This window comes from Rhizobium sp. 05N430 (assembly GCF_056396985.1).
Window position 1 is genome coordinate 402,099 of record NZ_JBFTMO010000002.1, and the last position, 20,432, is coordinate 422,530.

Annotated in this window: 22 protein-coding genes and 1 riboswitch; of the genes, 11 read left to right on the forward strand and 11 right to left on the reverse strand. The window is 61.7% G+C overall.

The annotated features are described in order from the left end of the window. Position 1: 1 nt before the first annotated feature. Complete coding sequence (locus AC1DJO_RS05630; RefSeq protein WP_112388617.1) at positions 2-1,105, reverse strand: saccharopine dehydrogenase family protein; 1,104 nt, start codon at positions 1,103-1,105, stop codon at positions 2-4. 132 nt (positions 1,106-1,237) lie between these two features. Between AC1DJO_RS05630 and AC1DJO_RS05635 the strand changes: the two genes are divergently transcribed. From AC1DJO_RS05635 to AC1DJO_RS05645, 3 genes are all read left to right on the forward strand, one after another. Continuing rightward, positions 1,238-1,669, forward strand: coding sequence for an Lrp/AsnC family transcriptional regulator (locus AC1DJO_RS05635; RefSeq protein WP_112388616.1), 432 nt, complete (start codon positions 1,238-1,240; stop codon positions 1,667-1,669). Positions 1,670-1,812: 143 nt separating this feature from the next. Further along, positions 1,813-3,240, forward strand: a complete 1,428-nt coding sequence (locus AC1DJO_RS05640) for an aldehyde dehydrogenase family protein (protein WP_112388615.1) — start codon at positions 1,813-1,815, stop codon at positions 3,238-3,240. A 50-nt stretch (positions 3,241-3,290) separates the two neighbouring features. Beyond that, positions 3,291-4,094, forward strand: coding sequence for a PIG-L deacetylase family protein (locus tag AC1DJO_RS05645; RefSeq protein WP_112388614.1), 804 nt, complete (start codon positions 3,291-3,293; stop codon positions 4,092-4,094). Between the two features lie 25 nt (positions 4,095-4,119). Here the strand turns inward: AC1DJO_RS05645 and AC1DJO_RS05650 are convergent, their stop codons facing one another. The 6 genes from AC1DJO_RS05650 to AC1DJO_RS05675 form a co-directional block, all read right to left on the reverse strand. Then, complete coding sequence (locus AC1DJO_RS05650) at positions 4,120-4,554, reverse strand: response regulator (RefSeq protein WP_310291280.1); 435 nt, start codon at positions 4,552-4,554, stop codon at positions 4,120-4,122. Positions 4,555-4,612: 58 nt separating this feature from the next. Beyond that, positions 4,613-5,383: an SDR family NAD(P)-dependent oxidoreductase gene (locus tag AC1DJO_RS05655; RefSeq protein WP_112388612.1), complete on the reverse strand. Its 771-nt coding sequence runs from the start codon at positions 5,381-5,383 to the stop codon at positions 4,613-4,615. Next, positions 5,380-6,375, reverse strand: a complete 996-nt coding sequence (locus AC1DJO_RS05660) for an ABC transporter permease (RefSeq protein WP_112389025.1) — start codon at positions 6,373-6,375, stop codon at positions 5,380-5,382. The genes AC1DJO_RS05655 and AC1DJO_RS05660 overlap by 4 nt, the downstream gene beginning before the upstream one ends. 62 nt (positions 6,376-6,437) lie before the next feature. Beyond that, on the reverse strand, positions 6,438-7,478 hold the full coding sequence (locus tag AC1DJO_RS05665; protein WP_112388611.1) for a sugar ABC transporter substrate-binding protein: 1,041 nt from the start codon (positions 7,476-7,478) through the stop codon (positions 6,438-6,440). 34 nt (positions 7,479-7,512) lie between these two features. Further along, positions 7,513-8,280 (reverse strand): ATP-binding cassette domain-containing protein, encoded by a 768-nt coding sequence (locus AC1DJO_RS05670; protein ID WP_112388610.1) that lies wholly within the window; start codon positions 8,278-8,280, stop codon positions 7,513-7,515. Continuing rightward, entirely contained in the window at positions 8,277-9,413 is a 1,137-nt protein-coding gene (locus AC1DJO_RS05675; RefSeq protein ID WP_112388609.1) for an ROK family transcriptional regulator, read from the reverse strand. The genes AC1DJO_RS05670 and AC1DJO_RS05675 overlap by 4 nt, the downstream gene beginning before the upstream one ends. 206 nt (positions 9,414-9,619) lie before the next feature. Between AC1DJO_RS05675 and AC1DJO_RS05680 the strand changes: the two genes are divergently transcribed. The 3 genes from AC1DJO_RS05680 to AC1DJO_RS05690 are packed head-to-tail and all read left to right on the forward strand — an operon-like array spanning position 9,620 to position 12,200. After that, entirely contained in the window at positions 9,620-9,934 is a 315-nt protein-coding gene (locus AC1DJO_RS05680) for a MocE family 2Fe-2S type ferredoxin (RefSeq protein ID WP_112388608.1), read from the forward strand. Positions 9,935-9,939: 5 nt separating this feature from the next. Next, positions 9,940-11,163 (forward strand): NAD(P)/FAD-dependent oxidoreductase, encoded by a 1,224-nt coding sequence (locus tag AC1DJO_RS05685; protein ID WP_112389024.1) that lies wholly within the window; start codon positions 9,940-9,942, stop codon positions 11,161-11,163. 38 nt (positions 11,164-11,201) lie between these two features. Further along, positions 11,202-12,200 carry a Gfo/Idh/MocA family oxidoreductase gene (locus AC1DJO_RS05690; RefSeq protein WP_112388607.1) on the forward strand — a complete coding sequence of 333 codons (999 nt, stop codon included), beginning with the start codon at positions 11,202-11,204 and terminating at the stop codon, positions 12,198-12,200. On the opposite strand, the gene AC1DJO_RS05695 is transcribed toward AC1DJO_RS05690, so the two are convergent. Together AC1DJO_RS05695 and AC1DJO_RS05700 are read right to left on the reverse strand one after the other, a co-directional pair. Continuing rightward, complete coding sequence (locus AC1DJO_RS05695; RefSeq protein WP_112388606.1) at positions 12,201-13,034, reverse strand: sugar phosphate isomerase/epimerase family protein; 834 nt, start codon at positions 13,032-13,034, stop codon at positions 12,201-12,203. Between the two features lie 18 nt (positions 13,035-13,052). Beyond that, positions 13,053-14,063, reverse strand: a complete 1,011-nt coding sequence (locus AC1DJO_RS05700) for a LacI family DNA-binding transcriptional regulator (RefSeq protein WP_112538233.1) — start codon at positions 14,061-14,063, stop codon at positions 13,053-13,055. Positions 14,064-14,208: 145 nt separating this feature from the next. Here AC1DJO_RS05700 and AC1DJO_RS05705 point away from each other — a divergent pair, with 145 nt between their 5' ends. Continuing rightward, on the forward strand, positions 14,209-15,243 hold the full coding sequence (locus tag AC1DJO_RS05705) for a sterol desaturase family protein (protein WP_112388604.1): 1,035 nt from the start codon (positions 14,209-14,211) through the stop codon (positions 15,241-15,243). A 168-nt stretch (positions 15,244-15,411) separates the two neighbouring features. Next, positions 15,412-16,341, forward strand: a complete 930-nt coding sequence (locus AC1DJO_RS05710) for a sugar ABC transporter substrate-binding protein (RefSeq protein WP_112388603.1) — start codon at positions 15,412-15,414, stop codon at positions 16,339-16,341. A 74-nt stretch (positions 16,342-16,415) separates the two neighbouring features. Here the strand turns inward: AC1DJO_RS05710 and AC1DJO_RS05715 are convergent, their stop codons facing one another. Further along, positions 16,416-16,661 (reverse strand): hypothetical protein, encoded by a 246-nt coding sequence (locus AC1DJO_RS05715; RefSeq protein ID WP_112388602.1) that lies wholly within the window; start codon positions 16,659-16,661, stop codon positions 16,416-16,418. Between the two features lie 180 nt (positions 16,662-16,841). Continuing rightward, entirely contained in the window at positions 16,842-17,474 is a 633-nt protein-coding gene (locus AC1DJO_RS05720; protein ID WP_112388601.1) for an outer membrane protein, read from the reverse strand. Between the two features lie 141 nt (positions 17,475-17,615). Continuing rightward, positions 17,616-17,718, forward strand: a riboswitch (TPP riboswitch). Between the two features lie 112 nt (positions 17,719-17,830). Here AC1DJO_RS05720 and AC1DJO_RS05725 point away from each other — a divergent pair. The 3 genes from AC1DJO_RS05725 to minC all read left to right on the forward strand — a co-directional run bounded on the left by AC1DJO_RS05725 (position 17,831) and on the right by minC (position 20,421). After that, positions 17,831-18,571, forward strand: coding sequence for an ABC transporter permease (locus tag AC1DJO_RS05725; RefSeq protein ID WP_112388600.1), 741 nt, complete (start codon positions 17,831-17,833; stop codon positions 18,569-18,571). Positions 18,572-18,604: 33 nt separating this feature from the next. Continuing rightward, complete coding sequence (locus AC1DJO_RS05730; RefSeq protein WP_112388599.1) at positions 18,605-19,543, forward strand: ABC transporter substrate-binding protein; 939 nt, start codon at positions 18,605-18,607, stop codon at positions 19,541-19,543. A gap of 131 nt (positions 19,544-19,674) precedes the next feature. Further along, on the forward strand, positions 19,675-20,421 hold the full coding sequence (minC, locus tag AC1DJO_RS05735; protein WP_112389023.1) for a septum site-determining protein MinC: 747 nt from the start codon (positions 19,675-19,677) through the stop codon (positions 20,419-20,421). The last annotated feature ends 11 nt before the right edge of the window (positions 20,422-20,432 follow it).

Genomic DNA, 20,432 nt, shown 5'->3' on the forward strand with positions numbered 1-20,432 from the left:
TTCAGCTGGCTGCCTTGAGGCGCGCGGCTTCGGGGCTGTAGAACTGGCCGAAGCGGTTGTCGAGGAAGTCGGCAAGAGCGATTTCTTCCTGTCGTACGAAGCCCTTGGTCGGAAGCTTGCCGTTGGCAAGAAGATCGAGCACGCCGGTGATGCCTGCCGCGGTGGTGATCTGGATCGCGCTCATCTTGCGGCCGGCAACGACGCCGGAATACACCTTGTTGGCGTAGGTTTCCTGCAGGTAGTGATCGTCCTTCCAGCCGCAGACGGTCACGAAGACGATGACCACGTCCTGCATGGTGGCGGGCAACGCATGCTCGAACAGGTCCTTCAGCACGTCGCGGCGGTTTTTCAGGTTGAGATCGTTCAGGAGTGCCTTGATGATCGCCTGATGGCCGGGATAGCGGATCGTGCGGTAGTTCATCGTCCGCACGCGGCCTTCCAGCGACTTGGCAAGCGTGCCCAGTCCGCCAGAGGTGTTGAACGCCTCATAGGTTACGCCGTCGAGCGAGAACTCTTCGCGTTCTTCCATCGCCGGAACGGTGATGAACTTGCCTTCGACGATCGCCTCGCAGGGCTCGATATATTCGTTGATCAGGCCGTCGGTGCTCCAGGTGAGGTTATAGTTCAGAGCGTTGGACGGATATTGCGGCAGCGCGCCGACACGCATCCGCACGCTGTCGAGCTTGTCGAAGCGCTTGGCCAGATCGTTGGCGACGATCGAGATGAAGCCCGGCGCCAGGCCGCACTGGGGAATGAAGGCGCTTTCGGCATTCTCTGCCAGCGCTTCGACCTTCTTGGTCGTCGCAACGTCTTCCGTGAGGTCGAGATAGTGCACGCCGGCGGCAAGGGCCGCCTCGGCGATCAGGCCGGTCAGATTGAACGGCGCTGCCGACAGGACGGCGAACTTGCCCTTGAGCGTGGCCACCAGATCCGCATGGCTGGAAATATCAAGCACGGCGGTCGAAATCGCCGGATGCCGCTCGACCCGTTCGGTCTGTTCAGCGCTGCGGTCCAAGACCAGCACCTTGTACGCGCCCGTATCGGCCAGCATCAAGGCGATGGCGCCACCGATCTTGCCTGCGCCTGCAACAACAACTTCTTTCATATCAGCCCTCGATGACGTTTATAGGATTTTTATAAGCCTAGCAGTGGACTTCACATAAAATAGCGGCAGAATGCGCAAAACGACGGACATATTAAATCAGTTTGCTGATCAATCTTTGCGGAGTGTAGAGCGATGGATCTGAGCGTGAAAGACCGGGAGCTGTTGGCGCTGCTCGGCGAAAATGCCCGTCTGCCGGTTGCCACCTTGGCCAAGAAACTGTCGCTATCGCGAACGACGGTGCAGGCGAGGCTGGAACGGCTCGAGCGCGAGGGCGTGATCGCCGGATATGGCGTCAGGCTGTCGGATGCCTATGCCTCGGGGCTGATCCGGGCGCATATCCTGATCACCATCGCGCCCAAGGCGCTGGCGCAGGTGACATCGGCCCTCGACAAGATGCAGACGGTGACGGCGCTGCATTCCGTCAGCGGATCGTTTGACCTGATCGCGCTGATCGCTGCGCCGTCGATATCGGAGCTCGACCAGGTGATCGACAGGATCGGGGCGATCGATGGCGTCGACCGCACGCTGTCCTCGATCATTCTCTCGACACGGTTTGCCCGGTGAGAAACACCGCCGCGTGGCGGCGGCAGAGATTGCCTCGCAATTGCTATTTCACATTTGCAAAGTTCGGCTAGTGTCCGTCAATGACACCGGTCGAGCGCCATCGCGCTGCCCGCGCCTGAGCTACCAACGGCATTGGAGAACACATGAATAACCACCTGAAATTCTTCATCGACGGCGCCTGGGTCGATCCTGTGATGCCGAAGACGATCGAGGTGATCGATCCATCGACCGAAGAAACCTATACCTCGATCTCCGGTGGCTCTGCAGCCGATGTTGACAAGGCTGTTGCAGCTGCGAAGCAGGCGTTCGAAACGTTCTCGCTGACCTCGAAAGAGGAGCGTCTGGCGCTGCTGAAGCGGATTCTCGAATGCTATAATGAGCGCTTCGAAGATATCGCCCAGGCCGTCAGCCAGGAAATGGGTGCGCCGCTGCCATTCGCCCGCGATTCGCAGGCCGGGGTGGGGCGCGCTCACATGGAAGCGACGATCGCCGCGTTCGAGGAATACACATTCAGCGAAAAGCGCGGCACGACCACCGTCGTCAAGGAGCCGATCGGCGTCTGCGCGCTGATCACCCCCTGGAACTGGCCGCTGAACCAGATCGTCTGCAAGGTGGCTCCGGCGATCGCCGCAGGCTGCACGGTCGTTCTCAAGCCATCGGAAATCGCGCCGATCAGCGGCATCATCTTCGCCGAGGTGATGGCGGCCGCGGGAACGCCGAAGGGCGTGTTCAATCTGGTGAATGGCACCGGTCCCGATGTCGGCCAGGTCATGGCCGGACATGCTGATGTCGATATGGTCTCGTTCACCGGTTCGACGCGGGCCGGGATCATCGTTGCGAAGACCGCCGCCGATACGGTCAAGCGCGTGGCGCAGGAGCTCGGCGGCAAGTCGGCAAACATCATTCTCGACGACGCTGATTTCGAAACGGCCGTCGCCAAGGGTGTCGAGGGCTGCTTCGGCAACTCTGGCCAGTCCTGCGATGCGCCGACCCGGATGCTGGTACCGGCAGGCCGCCACGACGAGGTGCTTGCCATCGCCAAAAAGGCGGCCGAAGCCTTCAAGACCGGCGATCCGCGCGCCGAAGGCGTCGATCTCGGCCCCGTCGTCAGCCAGATCCAATATGACAAGATCCAGCGCCTGATCGAGAGCGGCATCAGCGAAGGTGCGACGCTGGTCACCGGCGGTCCCGGCAGGCCGGAGGGGCTGAACCGCGGCTATTATATCCGTCCGACAGTCTTCGGCCATGTCACGCCCGGCATGACGATTGCGCGCGAGGAGATCTTCGGGCCGGTTCTCTCGATCATCTCCTACGAGAACGACGAGGATGCCGTTCGCATCGCCAACGATACGGTCTACGGTCTCGCCGCCTATATCCAGTCGACCGATATCGAGCATGCCCGCGCCGTGGCCAAGCGCATGCGCGCCGGTTCGGTCTATCTCAACTATCCGGACTGGGACACATTCGCACCCTTCGGCGGCTACAAGCAGTCCGGCAACGGCCGCGAGTACGCCGATTGGGCGATCCATGATTTCCTTGAAATCAAGGGTGTTGTCGGCTGGGGTGAATAATCCGGCGTCTTTTGTCTGCAAGGAAAATCGCCACACGAACGGATGCCGTAATGCTCGACAAGCTCACCGGGGACGACCGCGTCCTGATCCTCTCGCCGCACCTCGACGACGCGGTTCTCAGTGCCGGCGGGCTAATGGACAGGGCGGTGAAAGATGGTGCCCATGTCGTCGCGGCGACGATTTTTACCGGCGATGCCGATCTGCAGGGTGAGCCGTCACCGCTGGTTCGCGAGCTGCATGAATGGTGGGGGCTCGGCGCAAATCCGTATGCCGTCAGGCGCGAGGAGGATATCGCCTCGATCGCGCGCCTCGGCGCCGATTACATTCATGGCGGCATGACGGATTCAATCTATCGCAAAGACCGCGATGGCATCCCCCTTTACGCGACCCGGGAGGCGGTCTTCTCGCCGCCATCGGATCGGGATCCGGCCTGGGCGCCGCTGGAGGATTTGCTGGCGGAATGGTTCGCCGCGGTGCGCCCGACGATCGTCCTCTGCCCAATGGCGGTCGGCCGCCATCTGGATCATGTCGTGACCACCGAGACTTTCCGCAAATGCAGTGCTGCCTGGAACGCCGATATTTATCTCTATGAGGACATTCCCTATGCCGCCGGCTTCTTCCCGCCCGGCCATCCGGACAGCGTGCCGGCTGCACTGGAGCGGACCAATTGGACGGTCAGGGATCATGTTGATATCGACGTCGACTTCGAGCGCAAGTTCGCGGCGATCTTGAAATATGAATCGCAGATCGCCGAAATCTTCCCCGGCCTCGATGCCGAGAGAGAGCTAAGGAATTACATGAGGGACGCGTCCGGAACCGGATTCAGGGAACGGTTCTGGCGGGCGGAAAACTGACGGCCTTCCGCTGCAGCGAACTACATCAGGCAGCCGTCGCGCCGCTGGACCTGGCATCCCGTTTGCGGGTTCTGGCAGCCAGCGCATCCATCAGCGCCGACTTGACCTTGTCGAGGTGATGCGGCTTGGTGACGACGCCGACGGCGCCCTCGAAGCCCGCGACAATTTCGGGATTGCCAGTCATGAAGACGACCTCGATGCCATAGAGATCGATCAGCGTGCGGGCGATCTGCGGACCGGTCGGGCCGTCCGCCAGCTGTACGTCGACGAGCGCGATATCGGCTCGCCGTGCCAGCGAGAGCGCCTCAATTTCCGTCCTTGCGAGTCCCGCAACCTCGAACCCGTTGTCGAGCACCATGCTTTCGAGGTCCCAGGCAATGATGCCCTCGTCCTCAACGATCAATACCTTCATGTCATTCCCAACTTCTTCGCCCGAGTTGCGAAGTAGGGAAGCAGTCACGAAGGTCAAGAGACGGGCGGCCGACTTCGCTCACGAGACCGTGAGGACCGCCGCCAGCTCACGGAGGCAAGAGCCTGAAATCGCTTCCCTCAGGCAGAAGCTGCCCGCCATCGACGACGATCGTCGTGCCGGTGATGTAGCTTGCATCGTCGGAGGCGAGAAACAGGAAGGCATTGGCGACATCGCGCGGGCTGCCGAGCCTGCCGAGCGGAATGGCATCCTCCATGTTTTTGATGAAGGCCGGGCCACGGTGAAGCTGCATCGCCTCGGTCATGATGTTGCCCGGCTCGACGCCGTTGACGGTGATGCCATAGGAGGAGAATTCGAGCGCTGCGGCGCGGATGAAGCCGTTGATCCCGGCCTTGGTCGCCGAATAATGGCCGTGGCCCGGGCTGGTGACACGCGGCCCCGTGATAGACGAGGTGAAGAGGATGCGTCCATAGCCTTGCTTCCGCATCGGGTCGAGTGCTGCGCGCGCCGCGTTGAAGGAGCCGCGCAGATTGACGGCGATGACGTTGTCCCAGTCCTCGGGGCTGGTATCCTCGATCAGCTGCCAGGGATAGACGCCGGCATTCTGGACGATGATATCGATCCTGCCATAGGTCTCGACTGCGAAGGCGATGACAGCCTTGGCGTCCTCCATCTTCGAGATATCGGTCTTGAAGAAGGTGACGCCGAGATCCGCGGCGGCGGCGCGGCCGCCTTCCTCTTCGTAGTCGGCGAGGACGATCGTGGCGCCTTCTTCCTGAAAGCGCTTGGCCGTCGCCTTGCCGATGCCGCGGGCGGCGCCGATGACAACCGCTATTTTTCCGTCCAGTCTTCCAGTCATGCGAGCCTCTGACGCAGTTTTTGCTTGAATGTATCGAGAAGGACCGCCGCCAGCACCAGGAAGCCGTGGATAACCTGGGTGAAATTGGCGGGCAGGCCCATGAGATTGATGGCGGTGTTGATCGACGACAGCAGCAGCACGCCAGCATAGACGCCGGGCAGGGCGCCGACGCCGCCCTTCAGGCTGACGCCGCCGATGACGACGGCCGCAAAGGCGTTGAACAGCAGGCCGACGCCAAGATTGGCTGTCGCGCCCGAGGTGCGGATGGCGAGTAGCCAGCCGGCGAGACCGGCGATCGCGCCTGCCATGACGAAGGCGATGATCAGGTTGCGCTGGACGGGAATGCCGGCGCGGAACGTTGCCGTCTCATTGCCGCCGATCATCGTCAGATGACGGCCGAACGGGGTCTTGGCCATGATCACCGAAAACAGCACGAAGCAGAAGATGGCGATCCAGGCCGTCAGTGGCAGGCCGATCAGTCTCTGAATACCGAACCAGCGGATGGCGGGTGCCAGATCCTGCGCGGAGCGGCCGCCCGAGACGGCAAGCACGATGCCGCGCACCCAGATATAGGAGGCCAGCGTGATGATGAAGGCATTCATCTTCACCTTGACGATCAGGAAGCCGTTGAGCAGCCCGATCAGGCCGCCGACGGCAAGGGCGATCAGCAGCGAGACCGGCACCATCAGCCATTCCGGGCTGAGCGTGAAGCCGATGCCGATGCCGGCCGAGCAGAACAGGATGCCGACTGCCATGGCCGACAGCGCCGCGACTGACTCCACCGAAAGGTCCATATGCCCGGCGATGATTACCAGCGACAGGCCGATCGACATGACGCCGAGGACGCTGGAGGCTTCGATGATATTGGCGAAGATGCCAAGCTGGAAATAGTTCGGGACGAACGCCGAAAAGACGGCGAGCACGAAGATGAGCATGAACCAGACGAGATTATCGAGGACGAGCTCAAAGAATTGACGCGTGCGAGGTGTCATCAGGCCGTTCCGGTTGCTGGGGAGGGAGCCCGGGCTGTGAAGCCCGGGCGCTTGGATGTCGCTCATTCGACCGATTTGACCTGTGCGGTCGGTGCTTTCTGGTTGCCCCAGAAGGCCGGATCGTCGACATTCTCCTTGGTGATGGCAGCGCCGGGGATCTTGATGTTCGGACCCCATGCTTCCTTGGTGACGACGCCCTTCAGGCCGAGCACGTCATATTCGCCGGGCTTGATCTCTTCCTTCTTGGCGATCTTGTCCATGAAGATGGCGACGGCCGCGGCCTGCGCATAAAGCGGCTGCTCGACTTCGACGTTCAGCCAGCCCTTGCGGATCAGGTCGAGACCGACAGGAGCGCCGTTGGAGCTCATCAGCATGACATCACCCGGCTTCTTGCCTGCGGCTTCGAGCGAAGCGACGGCGGCGACCGAGAGATGCGCGGCATGACTGAAGATCAGGTCGATATCAGGGTTGGCAAGCATCTGGTCGGACACGATCGTTCCGGCGTTGCTGGCTTCCCACTGCATGGCAGGCACCGAGATGATCTTCACGCCCGGGAAGGCCTTCATCTTCTCTTCGAAGCCCTTCTGGATGTCGAGCGTGTAGGGATCGCCGGGATCGCCCAGAACCTGGAGAACCTTGCCCTTCACGTCGCCATTCTTTGCCTTCAGCAGCTTTTCTGCCTGTTCGGCCGCCACATAGCCGATCTCGATCGTTCCGGCGACCGATGTGAAGTCCGACTGCGTCGAGGTGATCTGCCGGTCGAACTCGACGACCGGGATACCGGCGGCGCGTGCGGCCTCGATCGATGGTTTCAGCGCGTTGAAATCGACGGCGGCCAGAATGATCGCCGAGGGCTTCAAGGCAATGACATCGTTCATCTGCGACTGCTGCGCATCCGTCTTGTTGTCGGCGTTCAGCGTCTTCATTTCGTAGCCGGTCTGCTTGAGAAACATCTCAAGCGCGCTGACCGAGCCGGTCTGGAATTCATCGAGCAAGGTCGGGACGAGGTAATAGACCGTTCCCTTCGATTGCGCGAAGGCGGTCGTCATCAATGAGATGCCGAGCGCCAGAACGGTCAGCGCGGCTAAGGCTATTCGCTTCATGTCGTTCTCTCCTTTTGTGCCGGACCCTCAATTTTTATGGTCTCACCGGTCCGGCACCGGCGAGGCTTTGTCCGGTGATCATTTCAATCACCGCGTCTGCATTTGTCTTTGATGTCTCGACGTCGCCCGCGACGACGCCCTGGCGGATCACCACGATCCGGTCGGCGACCTGGAAGGCCTGCTGCATGATGTGGGTAATGATGACGACGCCGATGCCCTGGTTGGCCACATGGCGGATCATCTCGAGGCCGCGGCGCGTCTGCTCGACACCGAGCGCTGCAAAGGGTTCGTCGAGCAGCACCAGCTTGCCGCCCCAATGGACGAAGCGGTTGAGCTCGATCGCCTGGCGCTGGCCGCCGGAGAGATGCTCGACCTTGGTGCGGAGCGACGGGATGCGGGTGCCGGCATTGGCAAGCGCATCTCCGACGACCTTTTCCATCGCCCGCTCGTCGAGGAAGGGAATGCCGAGCACCTTGCGGGTGATTTCGCGGCCCATGAAGAAATTGGCGACGACATCGACATTGGTGGCGAGAGACAGGTCCTGATAGACCGTCTCGACACCGGCGGCCTTCGCCTCGGCCGGGGTCTTGGCCACATAGTCGCGACCTTCGAAGAGCATCCGGCCGGACGATGGTTCCAGCCCGCCGGAAATGATCTTCACCAACGTCGACTTGCCGGCGCCATTATCGCCCAGCAGTGCCACGACCTCGCCCTTGCCGATCGAGAAGCTGACCCCCTTCAGCGCTTCGATAGCGCCGAAATTCTTGCGGATATTGTCGAGCACCAGCAGCGGTTCGCTCATGCGGCGATCCCTTTCTCGTCGGGGGTGGAAAACATCTGGCCGAAGCGCGGCGACAGCAGGCTGGAGACGGCAAGCGCTGCCGCGCCGCGGAGCACCGAGTTCTGGCAATCGCTCGCCATGACCAGCCGCGGATGCTTTCGATCCTTGCGGGCGGCGACGGAATTCGGCAGGCCGGCCGAGGCCACCAGCTTTTCGATGAGGTCGGGTGGCGCCAGCCCGCCGAGCACGATCGTCTGCGGGTCGAGCAGGTTCTCGATGGTGCGGACGGCGTTGTGGAAGATCGGCCGGATTTCCTCGGCCCACATTTGCTGCGACACGCCGCGGCGATTGAAGGCGTCGAGAGAAAGATAGCGTTCCAGGCAGCCGCTGTTGCCGCAGGGGCAGGGCTCGCCATCCGGTACCGCCGGGATATGGCCGATTTCGCCGGCATTGCCCCAGCCGCCGCGCATCACTGCGCCGTCGTGAACCATGGCGCCGCCGAGGCCGACGCCGAAATAGAGATAGTAGTAGTTGGAGAATTGCGAGCCAATTCCGTAGAGCTGTTCGCCGAGTGCCGCGCAGGCCATGTCCGTGTCGATGAAAGCAGGCAGATCGGCGGCTTCCGCCAGCCGCTCCTTGAGCGGCACGTCCTTCCAGCCTGCCATTGTCGTCGCACCGATGAAGCTCATGGAATCGATGCCGAAGGGACCCGGCAGCGCCATGCCGGCTCCCAGGATGCGCTTGCTGCCACCGGCGCGAAGTTCTGAGACCAGTTCGCCGATCAGCTGGAACGCAAGATCGGGCGCTACATTCGGCGCGGTGCGATAGGCGCTCTCGACGATATTGCCGTTGAGATCGACCAGTGCCGCGTCGATACCGAGCGGGGTTAGGTGGATGCCCGCGACATAGCCGCCCTGCGGATTGATCGTCAGCACCGATGGCGGAATACCGCGCCCCCTCGGCTCTTCTCGGACCGAGAGGATGTAGCCCTGCTCTTCGAGTTCGCGAACGATGGTCGAGACTGTCTGCACCGTCAGGCTGACGCGCTTGGCGATGTCTGCGCGCGTCACCGGACCGTTCAACCGGATCGCTTCGAGAACGATACGCCGGTTATACGGACGCCCTGATTCCTGATTGGTACCACGCAATGTCATGCCACAGCCCTCAGAATGTCATCAGCTTGGCACCGAGTTTTTATTTAGTCAAATGGTTTTCATAAATAGCTCCCGCATGCTGTTTTGGTCCTGTCGAGATGCTATTCCCGCCGTTCGAATTGATGGGTTTTGATCAAGAATCTGACCGCGATTTTCCGGCCGATCGCCTAGGTTCTGATCAAACGCGATGAATTCGGGAGGATCGGATGAGCAACTGGGTGAAGGCCTGCGAGATCGATGATGTCGAGAACGAGGACGTGATCCGTTTTGATCACGGCGGAAAGACCTTCGCCGTCTACCGCAGCCCCGATGACAGCTTTTATGCGACGGATGGGATGTGCACCCACGAGAAGGTTCATCTCGCCGATGGTCTGGTCATGGACCACATCGTCGAATGTCCGAAACACAACGGACGCTTCGACTATCGCACCGGCGAGGCAAGGGGCGCGCCCGTCTGCGTCAACCTCCGGATCTATCCCGTCAAGGTCGAAGACGGCGCTGTGTTTCTCGGACTGGAATGACGCCGATGCAGCATTTCGTCATCATCGGCGGCGGCCAGTGCGGCGCGCGCGCTGCCTTCGCGCTACGCGATCAGGGCTTCGATGGATCGATCACGCTTATTGGCGACGAGCGGCATCTGCCCTACGAACGGCCACCGCTTTCCAAGCAGCATATGCTGGCGCCCGATGGCGCTGAGCCGCCGTTTATCGCAGGGCGGTCGCAATATGACGAACACGGAATCGTGGTCATCGCCGGCGATGCCGCCACTGCGATCGATCGCGAGCGCCGCGCCGTCGAATTGGCAAGCGGCCGGCGAATCCCCTACGACAGGCTGCTGATCGCAACCGGTGCGGCCCCGCGGCGCCTGCCCGCGGCCGAGGGGCTCGAGCATGTTTTCTATCTGCGAACCCACGACGATGCGGCGGGCCTTGCTGCGCGGCTGTCGGCGGGCGGCCACGTCGCGATCATCGGCGCGGGCTTTATCGGCCTCGAACTAGCGGCGGCTGCCCGCCAGCGCGGGCTTGAGGTCACTGTCATCGAGGCATTGCCGCGCATTCTGATGCGGGGCGTGCCTGTGGAGATCGCCGCAAAGGTCCAGGCGCTTCACGAAGGCAATGGCGTGCGGATCGTGTGCGGCGCCGGTATCGAGCGGCTATCCGGTGACAGCGATGGTGTCGTCCTGGCCCTCATCACCGGTGAAATCCTGAAAGCCGGTACGCTGGTGGTGGGCATCGGCGCTCAACCTCGCTCCGAACTGGCTGTGAAGGCCGGTCTCACCGTCGAGAACGGCATTGCCGTCGATACCAGCCTGCAAACCTCGGATCCGGCAATTTTTGCGGCTGGAGACTGCTGTTCATTTCCCTATGACGCGAGGCGAATCCGGCTGGAGGCCTGGCGGAATGCGCAGGATCAGGGCGCGCATGCGGCCGCCGGCATGCTGGGTGCTGTCAGCCCCTACGAGGCCGTCCCGTGGTTCTGGTCGGATCAATATGATTGCACGCTGCAGATCGCCGGTCTCGCCGACGGCGCGGTTACGAGCGTGCGCCGGGAAATCGAGCCCGGGACATTCATTCTCTTCCACCTCGGCGAAGACGGGCGCCTGCTTGCCGCCAGCGGCTTTGGACCCGGCAATCGCATCGCCAAGGATATCCGCCTCGCCGAAATGCTGATCGCCAAGCGGGCAAAACCCGATGCCACAGACCTTTCGCAGGTGTCGGTGAACTTGAAATCGCTGTTGCCGCGCGCTTAGCTTGAATTCCCTAAAGCGGAATCCCGAAAGGAACATCGATGACAGAGGTCAGGATAGGCATCATCGGCACCGGCGTGATGGGGAGTGACCATGCGGCGATCCTTGCTGAAGGTGTAGCCAATGCGCGGCTCACCGCTGTTCAGGATTTCAGCCGGGAGCGCGCGATCGCAGTTGGCGAGGCCTCAGGTGCCCGTGTCTTTGCCGGTGCGGATGAGCTGATCGCCGACCCGGATGTCGACGCCGTCATGGTTTGCTCGCCCGATGAAACGCATGCTGCGCTGGCGCTGAAGGCGATTGCCACCGGTAAGCCGGTCCTGGTGGAAAAGCCGCTTGCGGCTGGCATCGAGGATGCCGAGGCGATCATCAGTGCCGAAACCAATGCCAGGCGCCGTCTGGTGCAGGTCGGTTTCATGCGCCGCTTCGATCCCGGCTATCGCGAGATGAAGCATACGCTGCAATCGGGCGAACTCGGCCGTGCGCTGTTTCTCCACTGCATTCACCGCAACGCAGTGGCGCCCGATTATCTGACCTCGGATCTGGTGATTGCCAATTCGGCAGGCCACGAATTCGATATTGCCCGCTTCCTGCTGGACGAAGAGATTGCCTCGGCCTTCGTCACCAGCCCGCCGCCGACGCGGAATGCGCCGAACCGCCAGCCGCAATTCATCCTGCTGCAGACCGCATCGGGCGTCGTCATCGACATCGAGGTCTTCACTGACGCCCAATACGGATATGACGTGCGCGCCGAGCTCGTCTGCGAGGACGGAACCGTATCGCTGGATCCGTCCCCGCATACGATGCTTCGCGCAAAGGGCCATGACGGTTTCCGCACCCCGCCCGATTGGCGGCCGCGGTTCCGGCAGGCCTACCGGGCACAGCTGGAAGCCTGGACGTCCGGGATACTCACCGGGCAGCCAACCGGCGCCAGCGCCTGGGATGGCTTCATGGCGATGCAGGTCACCAAGGCCTGCCTTCAGGCCTGGAAGTCGGGCGAGCGGGTGGCGGTCCCGCAACACGAAAAGCCCGATTTCTACTGATCACGCGGCAGTCCGGGCCCAGAGCGCCCGGATCTCGTCCTTCAGAAACAGCGCCTCCTGCCAGCGGTCGGTGCTGTCTTCGCCGTCGCGGCCGGTTATGGCATAGGGTTTCGGGCCGAGCTCGCAGGTGAAGGCGAGGGTGTCGCTGGCGCCTGCCCGCTGCCGCCAGCTGCGGAAACCGTAGTCCCACCAGCCCATGAACAGATCGACCCACGGCCGGTGATGCGGGAAGGAGATCTCGATCTGCACCTGCTCGCGCGAGGCAACGCGGCCATGAAAGGCCCAGGAGCTGTCGAGAACGCGCTGCATCATTTCGTGGTTCTCATCGGAGACCGGCCAGGCGAACTCGCGGCCAACAAGAAAATGCGAGAGATCGCCGAGCAGTTTCAGATCCGGAAGCCGGTCCATCAGGTCGAGGGTGAAGAACAGGTCGGTGGTCATCCGGTCGCGATGTGTCTCGATAAAGACCGGAATGCCGGCCTCTTCTGAAAGCCGATGCCAACCCTCCAGCAGCGGCAGGCAATCCTCGATCCGGCGCAGCCGGACGTCCGGCTGCAGGCAAAGATGGGCGACGCCAAATTCTGCGGCATTTTCCAGCGCCGGTTTCAGCTCGTCGATCGTCTTCGGAAAGCATTGCCCCTCCGCCTTCAAGCCGTGGTCCTTCAGCAAAGCGGCAAGTGGCCGGACATAGGCGCGGTCATACCAATGCGCGCTCACGCCGTCGAAACCGGCCTCGGATATCAGGCCGATATTCTCCTCGAGCGCGCGCTCCGGGGTGAGTGCGCTTCGAAGCTCCATGGCCCAAAGGGATTGGAAGACGGTGAGGGATTGCATTGCTGGCCTCGTCGTTAGTTAGAGGTTCTGGGCGCTGACGGTCATGAAGCGCACCGGATCGGTGATGACCTCGGTGCGGATGATGTCGAGCTTGCGCAGGATGAGATCGACGGAGCGCCGCGCCTGCACTTCGGGCGCCTGGTCGAGACAGATGTCCAGCAGGCCGGTTTCCAGATAGCGCTTCTTCTTCTCGGTCAGCTCGTGTCCGACCCAGAAGATATCACGCTGCCTGGCCCATTGCTGCAGGACGATGGCGACACCTTCGTCGCCGCCGCCGGCCGAATAGACGCCGATGATTTCAGGATCGCGGCGGAGCGCCTCGCCGAGCAGTTCGGCGCATTGCAGATCATCGTCGCGTCCCATCATCACCAGCGATACCGCGTGGCCATTGGCACCCTTCTCGGTGAGGTAATCGGAAAAGCCCTGGATGCGCTGGCGATGGTTCGAATAGGCCCCGCTATGACAGATCGCGGCGAAGTTTCCGCGCCGGGCAGCCAGCATGCCGGACATGTAATAGGCGGCGCTGCGCCCGGCGGCATAATTGTCGATGCCGAGATAGGGAACCTCGGGGTCGTCGCAGCGGGTGACGACCTGGGCGACCTCGACGCCAGCGGCGCGCACACGCCGCAGGCTCTCGATGACCTTCGGGTGATCCTGCGCGCAGATGATCAGCCCGGAGCGGCGAAAGCTCGGATTGGCGATGTGATGGGCCATGCCGATCGGATCGCTTTCCTTGATGAAGGTGCGATGCAGGATGACGGCGCGGTCGAGCGATGCGGCAATGCGCTCGAAGGCCTGGTTCAAGCGGGCGAAGAAGCTGGTTTCAGGGCGCACCAGAATGACCTCGATGCGGATGGCGCCGCGATGCGTTTCCGTCGAGCGCTCGCCGTAGCCAAGTTTCTTGGCCGCACGGATCACCTTTTCTGCCGTCTTCTCGGTGACGCCGCCGCGGCCGTTGATGACGCGCTCGACGGTGGCGATGCCAAGCCGGGCCTCTGTGGCGACATCCTGCAGTGTCGTCTTTTTCATCAAAACCTCCCCAAAACTCCGCTCGACAGTCAAGCATTGCAGCGCCTCTGGCGAAATCGCTCAGTTGATCAAAACACATCAAGACAGCGATGGGAAACGGCACTATTGCTGCGGTAATTTTCCGGCACGAGTTGGAGGATATCAGATGGACGACACACTTTACGGGAAGCGCAACAAACGCGGCGACTGGGCGCCTTCCAAGCTTATTCAGTATCCGCCTGTGTTCATCTGGCCAGTGCAGCCGCTCCGTTTCCTGAAATGGGTGTTCGGCTATCCGGGCTATCTGATGCCGTGGAACGTGCTTTATGCGGCGATCGGCACGCTGCTCTGGCTCTATGCAACGCCGTCGCTCGAGACGGCAAAGACCTTCTCGATCGGCTGGATTGCCTATCTGCTGGTGCGCAACGCCGCAATCGTCTTCGTCTTCTTCGGCGCGTTCCACCTGCGCCTCTACATGCAGAAGAAGCAGGGAACGAGCTTCAAGTTCAATGCCAAATGGCCCTCCGTCGGCAATGATGCCTTTCTGTTCGGCAATCAGACGGTCGATAATGTCATCTGGACTTTCGCCAGCGCCGTGCCGCTCTGGACGGCTTTCGAAGTGCTCACATTGTGGGCCTTTGCCAATGGCATCATTCCCTATGTCTCATTCGCCGAGCAACCGGTCTATTGCGCCGTGGTCATGCTCTTGATCCCGACATTCCGCGACCTGCATTTCTATCTGGTCCACCGGCTGATCCACTGGCCGCCGCTCTATCATGCCGTCCACAAGCTGCATCATAACAACGTCAATCCCGGCCCCTGGTCAGGTCTTGCCATGCACCCGATCGAGCACCTGCTGTATTTCTCCGGCGTGCTGATCCATTGGATCGTTCCGTCGAACCCGGTTCATGCGATCTTTCATCTGGCGCATGCCGGCCTTGCACCGGCGCCCGGCCATGCCGGTTTCGACAAGATCGTCGTCGGCGAGGAAAGCGCCATCGATACGCACAGCTACGACCACTACCTTCACCACAAGTATTTCGAGTGCAACTACGCCGATGGCGTGATCCCGCTCGACAAGTGGTTCGGCACATTCCACGATGGTTCATCCGAAGCGCAGGAGCGCATGGACAAGCGGTTCATGGAGCAGGCCAGGCGCCGCGCAGAAAAGAAGGCGCGCCGCGAACAGCAGGCTGGCTGATCCTCCCAGGTGAACGACCCGCAGGCCCGGCTTCTCCGCCGGGCCTTTTGCTGTCCGGATCCCTGCAAATGAGGGATTTTCATCAATTTTCCGCGGACCGCGCGATCTTCCCCGGCTAACGTTTTCCTGCGGCCGGCTGGCGCCGCCTTATCTCTGGGAGGAGAGAAAATGCTGAAATTGCTGACCACCAGCGCGGTTGCCCTGGTGCTTGCTGGGCAGGCGCACGCGGCCGATCGTATCGGTGTTTCGATGGGGACGCTCACCAACAATTTTCAGACGCTGATCGTCAACGGCATGCAGGATTATGCCAAGTCCGTCGGTGTCGAGCTGCAGATCGAGGATGCGACGACGGACGTCAACAAGCAGCTCGACCAGGTCAAGAATTTCGCTGCCGGCGGCGTCTCGGCCATCATCGTCGATCCCGTCGATTCAGATGGCACGCCGGCTCTCAGCAAGGTTGCCGAGGATGCCGGCATCCCGCTGATCTACGTCAACGTTCAGCCGACCGATCTTTCGACACTCGGCAAGCAACAGGCTTTCGTCGGTTCAAACGAGGCCGAATCCGGCACGCTGCAGACCAAGGAAGTCTGTCGCATTCTGGGCGGCAAAGGCAATGTCGTCATCATGATCGGCGACCTGACGAGCCAGGCCGCGCGTCAGCGCACTCAGGACGTCCATGACGTCATCGCGACGCCTGAATGCAGCGGCCTGAAGGTCGCTCAGGAGCAGGTCGGTAACTGGAGCCGCGTCAACGGCGCCGATCTGGTCTCCAACTGGCTGACATCGGGCTTGGAGTTCGATGCCGTTCTTGCCAACAACGACGAGATGGCGCTCGGCGCCATCGCCGCATTGAAGAATGGCGGCGCATCCACGGAGAAGATCATCGTCGCCGGTATCGACGCCACGCCGGAAGCCCTGCAGGCGATGAAGGCGGGCGACCTGAAGGTCACGGTCTTCCAGGATGCCAAGGGTCAGGGCAAGGGTTCGATCGATGCGGCTTTGAAGGCGATCAAGGGCGAAAAGATCGACCGCGAGGTCTGGATCCCGTTCCAACTGGTGACGGAGAAGAACATGGCGGACTTCGAACATCTGAACTGAGGCGCGGCTCGCCTCACGGGCCGCGTCATGAAGGCCACGCAGCGCTGACCCGCTCGTGGCCTTTTCACGCGCTCTCAGGTGGCAGGAAGCGGTTCGCTGATGACGACGAAATTGGCGCAGGAATGCTCGACATTGGCAATGCGGATGCGCAACTCGCGCCGCGATGTCAGCAGGAAGAGAAACACCTTCTTGGCGCGCTGTGCCCGCCGCAGGATCTCTTCGCCGCCAAACAGCAGGCCGTCACGCTCACCGAGTTCGAAGGCCACGTGCTCGCTGTAATTCTCGTCCGTAATGGTGATTGTCCCGAGACCCGACAGCATTGTGAGCATTCCTCATCATGAGGAATGACTTTTGTCGAAGTCCTAATTTAGTGCAACACGGTGTTCCGGTTTTCCACGGGGATGTTGGAACACCTAGAGCGGACTTTTGGAAAACGGCTAGCTTCGCGTCACGCCGTGTGAAGGCGTGCCGTCCGCGATCGCGCATTTCATTCCGTCTCCTCAGAACTTGACGCCGACGCCGATCATGATCGTGTTCTGGTTCAGATCGAAATCACCGCCCGCCGCACCGCCGAAGTTGCCGCTGCCGTAGTCGGTATAGCGATACTCGCCGCGGGCAAAGATGTTCTGGGTGAAGGCGTAGTCGATACCTGCGCCGATCGTCCAGCCGTTCAGCGTGTCGGAAACATCTGAAGCCCCGGTCGGATGACCTTCTGCCCGTGCGATCGCCCAGCCGGCGGTTCCGTAGAGCAGGGCGTTGTCGAAGGCATAGCCGACGCGGGCGCGGACCGAGCCCTGCCATGTCGTCTCGACGGAGCCAAAGGCCGTGTCCTCTTCGTTCCAGTTATGGAGGACATCGCCTTCGACGCCGATCACCCAGTTATTGTCGAACTGGTAGTTGTAGCCGGCAAAGCCGCCCAGGATCCCGCCGTTGGCGTCGACATTGGATGCACCGTCAGGATCGAACGTCGTCCAGCTATAGCCACCCTCGGCACCGATATAAGGGCCCGACCAGGTGAAAACCGGCGTTATTGCCTCCGGTTCAACCGGCGCAGGCGGTGGTGTCAGGTCCGCGGCCTGGGCTGATATTCCCGCCAGCGAAGCAGCAAGAACGGTGAGAATAGCGAATTTCATATTCGGTCTCCCTAAATTGCATGACACTTAGATAGGTAGCCCTGGGCCAAAAGTCTCTAGCCCTTTCGATCACAAATGCCTGGGCGCTGCGCAGGCGGCGGATCCACCATTGACAGTCCTTTGAAAACGCGACAGTTTCCCGCCCATTCCGAGGGGAGCATCTGACGATGCTGAGATGGCGCTGAGCCGGACCCTTGAACCTGATCCGGGTCATGCCGGCGTAGGAACGGAACAAGATGCCGCCGGTATCTCCCTTCGTCTTCGCTTTGCCTGGATCTCCATTGCCGTCTGGAGATCGCTTCGCAATGTCTGTTCTGCTGCGCTCACGCCCCTCAGTTTCCACTGACACCTGAACGATGCGCCCTCTCAACGCTCTCTATGGTGCAGTTTTGCTGCTTGCGATCTGGCAGGTGGTCATCTGGCTGTTTGCGCCGGCGCATTTCATCCTGCCTTCACCGCTGTCGGTCGCTTCGGTCTTTGTGCGGCAGCCGCTGTTCCTGCTGGAGCAGAGCCTGACGACGGCGCTTGAGATCGTGCTGGGATACGTCTGCGGAGCAATCTCAGGTGCGGCGGCGGCCTTCGTGCTGTCGGCCTTTCCGGCCGCCGGGGCGCTGGTCTGGCCGCTGGTGCTGATCCTGCAGGCCTTCCCGGTCTTTGTGCTGGCGCCGATCCTGGTCATTTGGCTCGGCTTCGGCATGGCTTCCAAGGTCGCCATGGCAACGATCATCATCTTTTTTCCCGTCGCTTCGGCTTTTGCCGACGGGCTGCGCAGGACCGAGCGCGATATCCTCGATGCCGTATCGCTGACAAATGCCAGCCACTGGCAGACGCTGGTCCGCATCCGGATGCCGCTTGCCGTTCCGGCACTCGTTTCAGGTCTGAGGATCGCTGCGCCGCTGGCGCCGCTCGGCGCCGTGATCGGCGAATGGGTCGGCGCGTCGGCAGGCCTCGGCTTCGTCATGGTCCAGGCCAATGCGCGCATGCAGACCGACATGGTCTTTGCCGCCATGGCGGTGCTGGCGGCGATGACGCTGATCTGCCGGGTGGTGGTCGACAGGCTCACCTCCGGCTGGACGCCGTGGGCAACCACGCGCTGAACGATTTTCAAACTGCACATTCATGGAGCAAACATGCTGCGTCTGATATCCGCCACCTTCCTTGCCCTTGTGGCGCTCGCTTCGCCGTCGCTTGCCAACCACAAGCTGACAGTGATGCTGGAATGGTTCGTCAACCCCGACCACGCACCGCTGGTCATCGCCGGGCAGAAGGGCCTGTTTGCCGCGCAAGGGCTGGATGTCGAGCTCATCCCGCCTGCCGATCCCTCGGCGGTGCCGCGGCTGATTTCCGCCAAGCAGGCTGATATCGGCATCCATTACCAGCCCAACCTCTACCTCGACCACGAAGCCGGACTGCCGCTGGTGCGGGTCGGCACGCTGGTCGAGACGCCGCTCAACACCGTCACCGTGCTTGCCGATGGACCGATCAAGAGTCTTGCCGATCTGAAGGGCAAGAAGGTCGGCTTTTCCGTCACCGGCTTTGAAGACGCGATGCTGAAGCGGATGCTGGAAAACGCCGGTCTCACGAAAGAAGACGTAGAGCTGGTCAACGTCAATTTCGCCCTGTCGCCATCGCTGATCGCAGGCAAGGTCGATGCCAATGTCGGCGGCTTCCGCAATTTCGAGCTGACGCAGATGAAGCTCGAAGGACATGAGGGCAAGGCGTTCTTTCCAGAAGAAAACGGCGTGCCGCCCTATGACGAGCTGATCTTCGTCACCCATCGCGATTCGATCGCCGATCCGCGGCTGCCACGTTTCCTCGCGGCCGTCGAACAGGCCTCGATCTTCATCACCAACCACCCCAAGGAAGCCTGGCAGCTGTTCGTCAAGGCCTACCCCAATCTCGACGACGAGCTGAACCGCACAGCATTCTTCGACACGCTGCCGCGCTTCGCCAAGCGTCCTGCGGCGCTCGATACCGGCCGCTACCAGCGGTTCGGGACCTTCATGCAGGAGATGGGTCTGGTGAAGACCGCGCCCGATGTTGCGGACCTTGCCGTCGAGGTAAAATAGCCCTGTGGCGGCCCTGCCACGGCGCCGTGCAAATGTCCCCGGCCGTTAACTGAACGTTGTGGCCGGGGCCACGCGTTAACTATTTGTTAACCACGAAGCAGGTACACCGAAGCAATCAAAAATTAACCAAGATTGCTAATGTGTTAACCGACGCGCGCTCCATCCGTATCAAAGGCCGTTCGTTCCTGGCGGTCGTTTTGACGCCCGATCTGCCCTTCGATGAATGGCTGGTCCGGCTCGACGATCTGGCCAAGCGTTCGGCAGGCTTTTTCCTGGGAAGGCCGGTTGTCCTCGATGTCGCCGACCTCCAGGCGGACCGGGCTCAGCTGAAGTCGATGATCGCTTCGCTTGGCGAACGCGGCGTCCGGATCATGGGCATCGAAGGCGCGCGGCCATCGCAGCTCGACGCTACCATGCCGCCGGGCATGAGCGGCGGCCGCCCGGCACCGGATGTCGATGTCGCCGACGTGCCGCAGGCGAAGGAGCCGGCGCCGAAGGCTGAGACGCAGGTGCAGGCCACTGCGCCCGTTCAGGTAACGCGCGCCACATTGTCGTCGATGGTTCTGCACGAGCCGGTGCGCTCGGGCCAGTCGATCATCTTCCCGGAAGGCGACGTGACGATCATCGGATCGGTCGCTTCGGGCGCCGAGATTATCGCCGGCGGCTCCATCCACATCTACGGCGCGCTTCGCGGCCGGGCGCTGGCAGGTTCGGTCGGCAACTCGTCGGCCCGGATTTTCTGCCGCAAGCTGGAAGCAGAATTGCTGGCGATCGACGGCATCTACAAGACGGCAGACGATCTGCCTGCCGAACTGCGCGGCCAGCCTGCGCAGCTCTGGCTCGAAAACGACGCGATCCTCGCATCGCGGCTGATTTAACGGACGAATGG